Source organism: Vibrio parahaemolyticus, from assembly GCF_900460535.1.
Lineage (GTDB): Bacteria > Pseudomonadota > Gammaproteobacteria > Enterobacterales > Vibrionaceae > Vibrio > Vibrio parahaemolyticus.
Map to the genome: position 1 here is coordinate 1,489,821 of NZ_UHIL01000002.1, position 11,426 is coordinate 1,501,246.

Sequence of the window (11,426 nt, forward strand, 5' to 3'; positions counted from 1 at the left end):
AAAATGGATTTAGATAACCTATTCAAAACGACTTCATCGAGTAAAGACAAAAAGAATAACACCATTGATCTGGTTGTTTCAGATGATATGGCTTTTCTGCAAGCGATCGATGAGCTCTATGCGATCGAAGGTTTCGCATCACCTCTTAAAGTAGATGATATCGATGATGAGAGTTGGCACAAAACAAGCGCAGAAATAAAGCATGTCGTTCTTGATTTGCGAGATTGTGGCGAGCTTGTTTCGGAAGTGGCGGAAATATCTTCAAGATTAGATGTGAGCATCTCTCTGATTGTGTTGAGCAACACGGACTCAATCTTGATGCGTGACAAAGTGCTGTCGTTAGGTGCGAACTACATTCTTTGGGATCCGGAACTTGATGGCTTGTTGGGCGCATTAAAAGAGTCTGGTAAAGACACATTTTCGCCAACGGTGAAGAAAAAGTCGCGAATCGCTAAAAGAGTCTTGATGCTTGGTAGTAAAGGCGGTGTTGGCGTGTCAACCATCAGTGCTTTTTTATCCCATAGCTTGAGCCAGCAAGCGAGCTTAAAAACGTTGCTTGTTGAACACGATACGCTGGCATTAAATTCGGATATTTTCTTGGGTTTAAAAGGGCTAAAGGCGCAACAAAATAGCATCGATTTAAACCAATCTGAGCTCGATGCCGCAATTGCTGGGAGTTATGTACACCCGATCAAAGACAAGCTTGATTTCCTTGCCCTTGAAAAGAACATTGCATGCATTAGTGACCATGCAGACTCTCTATTTAGAATTTCTAATGAGCTGGTGGATCAGTACAACTTCATCATAGATTCATTGCCTTTAAATGCGATAAACGAACTGACTTCAGAAGACATTAATGAAAGATACAACCGCATTTTTGTTGTCTGTGAACCTTCTGTTGCCTCGTTACGCGCTTACCACTCGATAAAGAAAAAATTAGGAAAGGCCGAGCATCGAATCATTTTTTCTATGACTCGATCGCAGAAGGATTACATGATGCCTCTCCAAGGCGCCAAAGAAAAAATTAAAGCGAAAGACACCATTGATTTCGTTTATGAAGCCAATTTGGAAAAGTTGATCATCCAACAGGGCATTCACAACACGGCGAAAATTAAGTTCACCCCAGCTATTGCAAATATGGTGAATTCGCTGACTGGTAAAAAAGTCAAAGTGCAGAAAAAGTTCGCGTGGTTTAAGAAATGAATCACCTAAAAGAAGTTTATATTGACATAAGAGACGAAATCTTTGACGCGCTTGATGCCGCTTCTTTAGTCGATGTCGAGCCATTAGAGCTTGAAAGCCAATTAAAAGATTCCGTCAATATTCTTATCGAGAAAAAGCAACTGCAAATCAGCAGTTTGAAGCGTTTAGATCTCGTCAAAGCACTACTGGATGAACTTAAAGGTTTAGGACCGCTTCAAGCGTTGGTTGATAACGATGATATCTCGGACATTATGATCAATGGCCCGTCAGATATTTTCATCGAAATCAACGGCAAGGTAGAGAAGTCGCCAATCCAGTTCGTCAATGAAAAGCAGCTCAATACTATCGCCAAGCGCATTGCATCCAATGTAGGGCGTCGAATTGATGAATCGAAACCGCTCTGTGATGCGCGTTTAGAAGATGGTAGTCGTGTAAACATCGTAATACCACCTCTTGCGATTGATGGTACTTCAATCTCAATTCGTAAGTTTAAAGAGCAAAAAATCAAGTTGGAAAACTTGGTTCAGTTTGGCGCGCTGTCCGTTGAAATGGCGAAGCTACTTTCCATTGCGAGCCACTGCAAGTGCAACATTCTTATTTCCGGTGGTACTGGTTCTGGTAAGACAACACTACTGAACGCTTTGTCAGGCTTTATCGGCAGTGGTGAACGTATTGTCACCATTGAAGATGCTGCCGAACTTCAGTTGCAGCAGCCGCACATTGTGCGTTTGGAAACGCGCCAAGCAAGCGTCGAAGGTACTGGTGAAATTACCGCCCGAGATTTGGTGATTAACGCCCTTCGTATGCGACCAGACAGAATCATCGTCGGTGAGTGTCGTGGCGGTGAGGCATTTGAAATGCTTCAAGCGATGAACACCGGTCACGATGGATCTATGTCAACACTGCACGCGAACACCCCTCGTGATGCAATTGCGCGTGTCGAGAGTATGGTAATGATGGCTACAGCAAGCCTACCGCTTGAGGCGATTCGTCGCACTATCGTGAGTGCGGTCGATCTGATCGTCCAAGTACGAAGACTGCATGATGGTAGTCGTAAAATATTGTTCATCAGCGAGATCGTTGGCCTCGAAGGGGACAGCGTGGTGATGGAAGATATTTTCCGCTTTGAGAACAATGGCGTAGGTGATGAAGGAAAAATCTCAGGTGAGTTCCGAACGCCAGGTCTTTCTAAACGTTCTGTGATTTATGAGAGAGCTAAGTTCTTCGGCTTAGATGGGGCACTTCAGGAGTTGTTCTCATGATGCTGATCGTCATTTCACTATGGGTTGCTGTCGCGTTATTCCTGTTTATTGGTCATGTGAAAAGACAAAAAGAAATCACGTCTATCATTGAACAGTCCAATACATTCGAGGGCGTTACTGGCTCCCGAGCGGTTATCGACTCGGAGAGTTTTGATGTTAGCTATAAAAAGAAAGTAAAGGACAAATTTAAGCAGCTGAAAAAGCTGCTGAGCCCAAATGCAGGACTAAAACTGATCGGCTTTTTCGCTGCGTCTTCGATAGCGGTTTACTGCGTTAATGACTGGTTTTTTATGTTTGAGTACTGGAAAGTGCTGCTGGCGTTAGAACCAATATTATTTGTGATGTTTATCCTCAAATTAAGTGGTATCCAAGCGCAGCGATTCAAGGACAACTTTCCAGATGCACTAAACATCCTGTCGGGTGCGCTCTCTTCGGGACAAAGTATTGTTCATGCCTTCGAATACGTAGGAACTCAGCTTGATAATGAAGTTGGCGAAGAGTTCAAAAAGATGTCAGAACGACTTCTGATTGGCGAAGACCCAGACGATGTATTGGCAAGAAGTGCAGCTTCGTTTCCTTACGTTGAGTACTTTTTCTTTGCCGCAACAATTCGAATCAACTTGAGTCGAGGTGGGCAGCTAAAAGACGTGATTAACCGCATCAACCGAATCATGTTTGAAGCGAGGGCAATCGAGAAAAAGAAAAATGCGTTGACGTCGGAAGCGCGTGCATCAGCAAAAATTATCGCGGCGTTGCCAGTTATCTTTATCATGATTTTGAAAGTGACCAGCCCGGAAAACTATAACTTCGTAATGTTTGAAGAAGGGGGAAAACCCATCTTTTATTACGTCTTGGTTAGTGAAGCTATTGGGTTCTTCTTTATCTACATGATATTAAGAGGAGTGAGGTAATGGTTGATATTAAGTTAATCTTCTTAGCGCTCGGTTTAATTATCTCGTTATCTGTCGCGTATTACTCGTTAAAGGTGTTTGATAAAACCAAAGCAAATATCTCAACAAAAAAGATTATTGACTCAACCCAAGAAAAAACGCCTTTTGTTGACAAATTATCGTTACATCTTTCTCGATTATCTTTTAATAAAGAAGAAACAAAAAATAACTTGGTTAGAGCAGGTATTCATAGCGAGTTTATTGCTCAAGCTTATTATCTATTGAAAATTATACCCTTGGTTTTTTGTTTGGCGTTTATTGGCTACTCCTACATTCAAGGAGAGATGGAGTTTTCATCCGCGTTTATTTCATTCTCGCTTTCTATGCTTGTTTGTTTGATCGCGCCGGATATGTATATCTCATCGCGAGGGAATGCAAACGTGAGACATGTAAGTAGTCGGCTGCCTTTCTTACTGGATTTAATGAACGTTTGTGTACACACGGGGATGACGTTAGAAGCAAGCTTGGATTACTTGTCGAACGAGCTAAAAACGGTCGATGAAAACCTTGCTTATGTCGTTAAGAAAACGTCAGAACGGGCCAAAATTGTTGGGTTAGACCGAGCTCTCACCGAGTTTTACGACTTAGTCCCAACGACGGAAGCACAAAGCTTCGTCATGACGCTTACTCAAAGCTTAAAGTACGGGTCATCCGTGGGTGCAGTGTTAGCCTCTCTTGCTTCTGATATTCGAGAAATAAACATGCTCGAACTGGAAGAGAAAATCGGCAAGATGGGGGCAAAAATGTCGATCCCAATGATCGCTTTTATCATGATTCCTATTGTTGTTCTAATCGCAGCGCCAGGGATAATGAGGATGCTAGGATAATGAATATAAAAAACTATTTCTCTCTTTTGGTGTTACTTTTTTTAAGTGGTTGTTCAACTATCGATCAAGAATTAGTAACAAAAGAAAAATTACTGACTAACTCTGGTCAAACTGAACAGCTTATTGAATTTTATAAAGCGAACTTAGTCGAAGTCCCGAGTTATAAGATAAAACTGATCAATTTATATTTGGATAATAAAGACCAAAAATCCGCTGAGTTATACATAAACACTCTAGAGAAAAAGGATCTTAAAGACCCAGATATTATTTATATCTTAGCTAAGCTTGAATATTTAAAATCCAATTACGATGCGAGTGAACGTTACTTAGAAGAGTATTTAGATAATGGCGGTCCAGAGGGTGATTACTACCTTCTAAAAGGCAAAATACTTGCGCGTAAAAAAGACTACGATGGTGCAATTTCTCACTTCAATGACAGTAAGAAGAATGGCGCATCAGACCGTGAGGCAAACAACAATATTGCAGTAGTGATGATGTTGCAAGGCAGACCAGAGCCCGCGATGGAGCTGCTCTATGGCTTGTTTGCTGCCAATCCAAATGATGAAAAGGTACGTTCAAATCTCCTTTTGGCGTCGACTCGGTCGAATCGTCCGGATGTGGCGTTGGAGGTTTTGAAACACGACAGTAGCGAGCAAGACGCACGAGTCAAACTGAAAAAGCTCATGAAGAGCGTTAAACCTCTGAATAAAAAAATAGATACAAAAGTTCCACCCAAACAGGTCGCGAAGTCAAAGGAAAAGAAAAATATGGAAATGGATACGAAATCTGTCGATTTGAAACCAAAGTACGTAGCGCGCTCAGTATTAGACCCGCAAAACTTACGTCCTAAAGCGCCGTCAATTTATCGAATTCAAGTATTAGCAACCTATAAAGTCATTCCGTCAGATTACCTAAATTACCTGAAAGGCAACTATGGCAAAGTGTATTCCTACACTCACGGCTTATGGAAGCGTTATTGCGTTGGTGAGTTTAGCGATATAGATGATGCAAAGAAGTTTCTTGAAAACATGAATATCAAAGGTGCTTTTGTCGTTGATTACACGAAGAAAAGGTACGTTGAATTATGATCAAGTTTCAAAAAGGAAGTTTGACGGTCGAAGTTGCGATGGGCTTACCCGTTTTGATCATGGTGCTATTTACCTGGTTTGACTTGTCTGTACTTACGTATTCGATGGGTGTAACCGACCATGCGCTGACGACAGCTGTGATGAGTAGTAAAAAACAAGGTAGTTCTAGCAACTCGGAAAAAGTGGACTATCAAGATGTGGTCAAAACCAAACTAGAATCTAGCGGTGGTGCCTTATGGTCGAAGGTTGTTGACCATTCATCGGTATCTGCATCGGTCTATTACTTTAAAAATTTGTCTGATTTTGTTCAATGTAACCGTAGCGGCCAAGCCTTAGATGATTGCCCCAATGTTAAAAAGGGCGATGCAGTGGCGAACTCAGTCAATATGCCGATAGCCATCTATCAATTGAGTTTCACTTATCACCCTTTGTTTAACTTTGTTATGCCAAGCATGAGCATTAATCGAGAGATGGTCGCAGTTCAAGAATATGAACGATGCACTTTCAAATTAGGTGAGGAGATCACTTGTGGTGGCTAAGTCGAAACAAACCGGAGCCTTTATCGTTGAACTCGCATTGGTATTACTCTTTTTTGGTTCAATCATTGCCATGCATATCAACTACACGATCGCAGTAAACAAGAAAGGGCAGTTGGATAGAGTGGTTTATTCCATCGTAAGCGTCATAAGCGAGCGTCGACAGTTGTTCGCCAACGAACTTAATATTTGTGGTGAGAACGGTAGACATTGTGAGGCACAAGTAAATAACGCGTTTTACATGGCGAAAGGCATGCTGAAACGTACGTTACCAGATTTTGATGCCAGCGAATTAGGCATGAGAATCACGGAGCTCTCGTTAGAAGAAAAGGACACTAAGCTCGTTACGTTTACCAACTTCAAAGGCAAAACAGAAGATTGTAATTTTCCAGATCTGAAGGAAATCACGGTGGCAGAAGCGAAGAAGCTATTACCACTGACGACACAGAACCGACGTCTTCCGCTTTATCACGTATCTCTATGCTACAAAACACCTTTCAATATCATCGGTGTAATGCGTGGTGAGCCGATCAAGGTTGTGACCAGTTCATACTCATTTGCAAGGATTTAATATGAAGGGCTTCACTAAGCAGAAAGGAGTGGCTGGAATCATATTTGTTTCGTTTCTCCCTATATTAATCATCACGTTCTCATTTTCTGTCGGTTACACACAACGTTTACTTGCGCACTCAAAAATCGAAGAAGCGGCGGAAGTAGCAAGTCTTGCTTTGATCGCAAGCCCTGGTAAAGACAATAAAGACGACCAGGACTATGCGCAGAGAATTGTTGATTTATACATTACTGACAACATCAGCGATATCGAGATCAGCGTATCCACCAAAAAGTGTGAATACAAAGATGGCTGTGTTCAACGGAATAATGAGCTATCACCATTTGCTGACTTCACCGTTGTCGCGACTGCGGAGCATGACTCGTGGATCTCACACAACGAAATTGGTGTAGAACCCAAGTTCAAGGTCTCTGGTGACTCGATTACGAGAAAATACCTACCTCAGCCCGTTGATATCTACTTCATATTGGATACCAGTCAATCGATGAGTAACCCATGGTATGGTGAAAGAAACAAGACTCAAATGCAGGTCGTAAAAGATACGATTACCAGAGTCGTTAAAGAGTTGGAGAACTTCAAAACCGGTCCGGATAAGAAAAGTCGAGTTGCGCTTTTAACGTATAACGCCTACAACGCAAAGTTCGATAAAGGCGCTGGTCGAGTGAAGTTATACGATTATGCAAGTGAGTTTTCTCACACTGAAGCGTCATTTGAAAGCATTGTCGATAAGATGTTTGATAAGTCTGTAGTAGAGCAAAAGCCGCACTATGCTAGTGATTATAATAAGTCGCAGGATATCCCTCTGACTGATAAATATCAGGAATTTATTGATATTCTAAACTCCAACAAAGTGATGCCAGCAAGAGGTGGCGGTACTCAATCATGGCTCGGTTTAATTGCTGCGGCGAAAGAAGCGGATAAAGTTAAAAAGGAAGATCGAAACCCAGAACAAGTGTTTATTATTCTTTCTGATGGTGCAGATACAGATGTGCAATTCCCGATGGGACTGAATAGAAATAGATCTTATAGAGATAAGTATGACGTCGTGACTAAATATTACGTAGACCAGTATGATGGGCGAACTTATTATTATCAGGTTTATGACAAATTCTTAAAGTCATTAGTGGGTGAGCATGGTTTGTGTGAAAGCCTTAAGAAAAGAATATCTAGTAAAGAAAATAAGTTTCAAAGTGAACATGCGAAGCTAGAGGGTGAAAAAACCAAGGTCACCATGGGCGTAATAGGTGTTAACTACAACGTACAAAAAGATGATGGTTTCGGTGAGTGCGTTGGTGAGAAAAACATTTATCATGCGAAAAATGGTAAAGACGTTTACAAATATATATTAAATCTGATTAACGAAGAAACAGGACGATTAAAAGATTAAAATGAAAAAGTTAATACCATTTGCGATTATTTTTACTTCAAATGTCGCGCTCGCTAATTGTATCAACCAAAGTGAAAACTATGTTACTTCAAAAGTTTTGAAAAGCTCTGATACAAAAATTACTCAGGTGGATGGAAAACTCGCATCAGTAATTAATGAGGATCTTTCCATTGTGCAAGATGAAAAAATTGAAAAGGTTGAAGCTACAAACGCCACGGAAAGTTGCACATTTGATAAGAACTCAATGTCGTTAGTTCTACACTATGATACTAATGAGCACTATTTAACAAACGTACATAAACAAGCTATATCAAAGTATTTAGAACTGGTTAACGAAGACAAACGTATTCTCGTTGAAGGGCACACGGATGATGTCGGAAGCCAGGCTTACAACAAAAGTTTATCCCTTCGACGTGCAAGTACAGCCTCAAAGTATTTAAAGAAAGATCTGGGGCTTGGCAACAGAATTGTGGAAAAGGCCTTTGGGGAGTCTGCACCTATATGTAAGGTGAACGAGAATAAGCTGTCAGGCTGTAACCGTCGAGTTGTATTAACTATAGAGTAATGAGCAATCCACTATTTGCTGTTGTAATTTTAATATTCATGTGCTCAATATTATGTGGTATTTAAAAGCTTAGTTTTTACTAAGCTTTTATTTTTGTGAATATTATTTCTGTAATGTATAAATTAGTTGTCTCAACCAATGAAATGTAAACATATTTTCGTGTCGATATTTTTGTTTTTTGGTAACGCTTACCATTCCTATGCTGAAGTAGAAAAACCAGCGATGAGCGCCCAACTAGAGGAGTATGTATATAACCCTCGTATACTCAAAGATGTTTCTGACACTTTATTAGGCATCGACTTAAATAAAAATAATATCAGAGATGATGTCGATAAAGTCGTTAACCACCTAGAAGTAACAGAAGCTGATAAAGAGTTTATGTTACGTTATATCCAATATGCGACAAGTATATTAAGTTATGACTTCGCAAAAGATAGGTTAGAAAATCCGCTGATTGCTAGCGAACTCTACAAAGAACTCAATTATATAAATAGTTGCTATAAAGAGTCAGGTGTTGATGGTAAAGATTTATATGATTCAATAAATGCATTAAACGTATTGATGTTTAATACAGATGCTAGAATCATTGCCTATCTACATTATGAAAAATACTTGGATATTAGAAATACATACGAATTGCTAAGCTATGATTGTAAAAACAAAAAATATCATCAAGTTTAATCGTGATATCTTTGAAATTTAAAAAGATCTGTTATTTAAAAACGAATTTAGCCACCATCGCTTTTGTTCTGTCTATACAATTATTATCAGTACACGAGGTAAAGCCGCTAGATAACCTCGCCTAGCTTACGGATACAACTGTATGGTTCTTGGCATCGGGAACAAGCAAAGAGCTAAGATTTGTAAAATGGTTTTAGCGTTTCTTTGATGTTGTTTCGAATACGCTTGTGGTGCAGGTTGTTTTTTTCTCTTTTGTGATAAATGAAATGGTAGGTGACAAGGTTTGACTCAATGGGCAAGTCAATCACTTGTAAGTCTAGTTGTTCCTTCCATTTCATTGCAAAAGACTGGGGGATTATCGCGATATTGTCACTCTCAATCACGTTTAACACAACGCCAGAAAGAGAAGATGCCACGGTTTCGACTTGTACGTTATTTAGGTATTGGTTGTGATTGGTCGTTTGATTCACAGCCCATTCATCAGTCAGCACGCAGTGTTTCTCTTTAAAAAACTGCTTGGTATTGATTTGTCCATTTATTCTCGGATGTGTTTTGCGGCATACGACGACATTTGGCTCTTCGTGAATCACCTCATTGACCAGTGTAGAATCATCAGACTTGATTGAATCAATGACTAACGCAATTTTCTGCTGATAAAGCAGTTCCAGTAACAGGTTTTTTGTCGCGACAGCTTCGTGAACAGAAACGTTGTTAATCGACGATAAACTACCCGAAAATACCTCTGAGCAGTAAACCTTAAATTGAGGCGAAATGGACAATGCATTCTCTACCATACACAGTGCTTGCCTTAGTTTGGGGAGCAAGTTCTGCCCTCTAGAAGTCAGAGAAATTGAACGTCCTACCTTGGTGAAGAGTTGGTATTCAATTAGTGCTTCCAAGCGCCTAATGGAAGCGCTTACTGCTGGTTGCGTCACGCCAAGGTGCTCAGCCGCTTTGGTGTATGATTGATATTCTGCAGCAATTAAAAATGTTTGGATTAAGTTTAAATCCAGTTTTTTATTAGTCATTAAAGTTATGGTCTGTTGTTATTTTAATATTGATTGCTTAATCAATATACCTCTAAAACAAAGATCAATTAACTTCGTTGATGTTATACAGAATATATCAAATATTAATATCTCACCGATAAATGAAACGTTACCATTGAGGAGAATCGAAAGGCTTTAAAAAACAACTAATTATCGTTAATGGATGAAAGTGTGCTTTCAATTATTGGAATCAGCCATTTATAAATAGGACTATTGCGATGGCGATAGTGCATGTATAGGTAAATATCTTGAGACTCGCCTTTGAAGGAGGCTTTTAGTTGTGGAGAGAGTGACAAACTTTTGAGTCCGGAAAGATGCTTTCTTGAAAGAAACGCAGATGTGGGGAATAGAGCATCTGTCTCCGAAATCACTTCTAATAGAGACAATATGGAACTGGACCTAAAAGCGGTTTCGGTTTCAATGTTTTCACGCTCTGCTCAGCACTCAATAAGCGTTCTGTTCTCATTCCAATCTGGGACGATGGCAGTGACAATTGGGTATAGACTTAAGTCATTACAATCGATCGCTTGATCTGATAAAGGGTGCGCATCTCTCGCTAATATCTGAAATTCATCGGTGGCAAGGTGCTTGGTTTGTAGTTCTTTAGGGACATTGTTTAGAGGGTAGTTGATTCCCAAATCTAACTCACCATTAATCAGTTTACTAATGGTATTTGAGCTCCAACTTTCTGTTTCTATTGTGATATTAGGAGCGATATCTAATAACTTTAAATGTAATTTCGCAGGGAAAGAGACGCCAAAAAATCCATTAATTGCGATTTTTATATTCGCGGAACTGCTTTCTGGCGAAAATTCATCAAGTTCTAAAATGAGATTCGATAAATCATCCATTATTTTAGGTAAGCTATCGGATAAAAGTTGTCCTTTGTCCGTAGGCTTTAATCCATACCTCGTTCGCACAAATAGTGGGTCGTTAAAATGCTCACGTAGACGTGCCATCGCCCGGCTGACAGCAGGTTGAGTGATGTTGAGCCTCTTGGCTGCCGCGACTGTTTTCTTCTCTTCCGATACTACTCTAAAAATCTTTAGCAGATTCAAATCTAAATTATGTAGCGGCTTTTTGTTTTTATCTTTATTTTTCATTCGATTACGTTCTGGTGGTGTAAGGCGTATCCGTGTTTGCATAAATTAACTTATACCAAAATTGGTATATTACCAATAATAAATGGTCAATTTATCTCCTTATCTATGAACCTTATGATGATGGTGGGTTTGAGATATGAACAAAGAATAATCGGTTCAACACTAATCTAGACTTGAAAAGACTTGTTCTCATTTGAGCAACAC

At 39.9% G+C, this 11,426-nt stretch carries 12 protein-coding genes; 10 read left to right on the forward strand and 2 right to left on the reverse strand.

The genetic code is table 11. The features are described from left to right. Nucleotides 1-3 precede the first annotated feature (3 nt). From DYB02_RS23820 to DYB02_RS23865, 10 genes are all read left to right on the forward strand, one after another. Nucleotides 4-1,203 (forward strand): CpaE/TadZ family protein, encoded by a 1,200-nt coding sequence (locus tag DYB02_RS23820; protein ID WP_005454059.1) that lies wholly within the window; start codon nucleotides 4-6, stop codon nucleotides 1,201-1,203. Beyond that, nucleotides 1,200-2,465 carry a TadA family conjugal transfer-associated ATPase gene (locus DYB02_RS23825; RefSeq protein WP_005454188.1) on the forward strand — a complete coding sequence of 422 codons (1,266 nt, stop codon included), beginning with the start codon at nucleotides 1,200-1,202 and terminating at the stop codon, nucleotides 2,463-2,465. Before DYB02_RS23820 ends, DYB02_RS23825 begins: the two co-directional genes overlap by 4 nt. After that, on the forward strand, nucleotides 2,462-3,376 hold the full coding sequence (locus DYB02_RS23830; protein WP_015313136.1) for a type II secretion system F family protein: 915 nt from the start codon (nucleotides 2,462-2,464) through the stop codon (nucleotides 3,374-3,376). Before DYB02_RS23825 ends, DYB02_RS23830 begins: the two co-directional genes overlap by 4 nt. Further along, nucleotides 3,376-4,242, forward strand: coding sequence for a type II secretion system F family protein (locus DYB02_RS23835; protein WP_029804088.1), 867 nt, complete (start codon nucleotides 3,376-3,378; stop codon nucleotides 4,240-4,242). The genes DYB02_RS23830 and DYB02_RS23835 overlap by 1 nt, the downstream gene beginning before the upstream one ends. After that, nucleotides 4,242-5,330, forward strand: a complete 1,089-nt coding sequence (locus DYB02_RS23840; RefSeq protein WP_029804090.1) for a tetratricopeptide repeat protein — start codon at nucleotides 4,242-4,244, stop codon at nucleotides 5,328-5,330. Before DYB02_RS23835 ends, DYB02_RS23840 begins: the two co-directional genes overlap by 1 nt. Further along, nucleotides 5,327-5,869 (forward strand): TadE family protein, encoded by a 543-nt coding sequence (locus DYB02_RS23845; protein ID WP_005454147.1) that lies wholly within the window; start codon nucleotides 5,327-5,329, stop codon nucleotides 5,867-5,869. Before DYB02_RS23840 ends, DYB02_RS23845 begins: the two co-directional genes overlap by 4 nt. Then, nucleotides 5,859-6,437, forward strand: a complete 579-nt coding sequence (gene tadF, locus DYB02_RS23850; RefSeq protein WP_005498630.1) for a tight adherence pilus pseudopilin TadF — start codon at nucleotides 5,859-5,861, stop codon at nucleotides 6,435-6,437. The genes DYB02_RS23845 and tadF overlap by 11 nt, the downstream gene beginning before the upstream one ends. Nucleotide 6,438: 1 nt before the next feature. Next, the gene (locus DYB02_RS23855) at nucleotides 6,439-7,824 is read left to right on the forward strand and encodes a VWA domain-containing protein (RefSeq protein ID WP_005454199.1); all 1,386 of its coding nucleotides are present in this window, start codon (nucleotides 6,439-6,441) and stop codon (nucleotides 7,822-7,824) included. A 1-nt stretch (nucleotide 7,825) separates the two neighbouring features. Beyond that, nucleotides 7,826-8,389 (forward strand): OmpA family protein, encoded by a 564-nt coding sequence (locus DYB02_RS23860; RefSeq protein WP_005459729.1) that lies wholly within the window; start codon nucleotides 7,826-7,828, stop codon nucleotides 8,387-8,389. Nucleotides 8,390-8,611: 222 nt separating this feature from the next. Next, nucleotides 8,612-9,070, forward strand: a complete 459-nt coding sequence (locus tag DYB02_RS23865) for a hypothetical protein (RefSeq protein WP_015313138.1) — start codon at nucleotides 8,612-8,614, stop codon at nucleotides 9,068-9,070. Between the two features lie 173 nt (nucleotides 9,071-9,243). Here the strand turns inward: DYB02_RS23865 and DYB02_RS23870 are convergent, their stop codons facing one another. Next, nucleotides 9,244-10,098: a LysR family transcriptional regulator gene (locus tag DYB02_RS23870; protein WP_029804092.1), complete on the reverse strand. Its 855-nt coding sequence runs from the start codon at nucleotides 10,096-10,098 to the stop codon at nucleotides 9,244-9,246. Nucleotides 10,099-10,556: 458 nt separating this feature from the next. Then, entirely contained in the window at nucleotides 10,557-11,222 is a 666-nt protein-coding gene (locus DYB02_RS23875) for a LysR family transcriptional regulator (RefSeq protein ID WP_225868832.1), read from the reverse strand. Nucleotides 11,223-11,426 lie beyond the last annotated feature (204 nt).

Bases quoted from the DNA above. Each gene is read 5' to 3' on its own strand.
- DYB02_RS23820 (WP_005454059.1), top strand. From the start codon at position 4: ATGGATTTAGATAACCTATTCAAAACGACTTCATCGAGTAAAGACAAA.
- DYB02_RS23825 (WP_005454188.1), top strand. From the start codon at position 1,200: ATGAATCACCTAAAAGAAGTTTATATTGACATAAGAGACGAAATCTTT.
- DYB02_RS23830 (WP_015313136.1), top strand. From the start codon at position 2,462: ATGATGCTGATCGTCATTTCACTATGGGTTGCTGTCGCGTTATTCCTG.
- DYB02_RS23835 (WP_029804088.1), top strand. From the start codon at position 3,376: ATGGTTGATATTAAGTTAATCTTCTTAGCGCTCGGTTTAATTATCTCG.
- DYB02_RS23840 (WP_029804090.1), top strand. From the start codon at position 4,242: ATGAATATAAAAAACTATTTCTCTCTTTTGGTGTTACTTTTTTTAAGT.
- DYB02_RS23845 (WP_005454147.1), top strand. From the start codon at position 5,327: ATGATCAAGTTTCAAAAAGGAAGTTTGACGGTCGAAGTTGCGATGGGC.
- DYB02_RS23855 (WP_005454199.1), top strand. From the start codon at position 6,439: ATGAAGGGCTTCACTAAGCAGAAAGGAGTGGCTGGAATCATATTTGTT.
- DYB02_RS23860 (WP_005459729.1), top strand. From the start codon at position 7,826: ATGAAAAAGTTAATACCATTTGCGATTATTTTTACTTCAAATGTCGCG.
- DYB02_RS23865 (WP_015313138.1), top strand. From the start codon at position 8,612: ATGAGCGCCCAACTAGAGGAGTATGTATATAACCCTCGTATACTCAAA.
- DYB02_RS23870 (WP_029804092.1), bottom strand. From the start codon at position 10,098: ATGACTAATAAAAAACTGGATTTAAACTTAATCCAAACATTTTTAATT.
- DYB02_RS23875 (WP_225868832.1), bottom strand. From the start codon at position 11,222: ATGAAAAATAAAGATAAAAACAAAAAGCCGCTACATAATTTAGATTTG.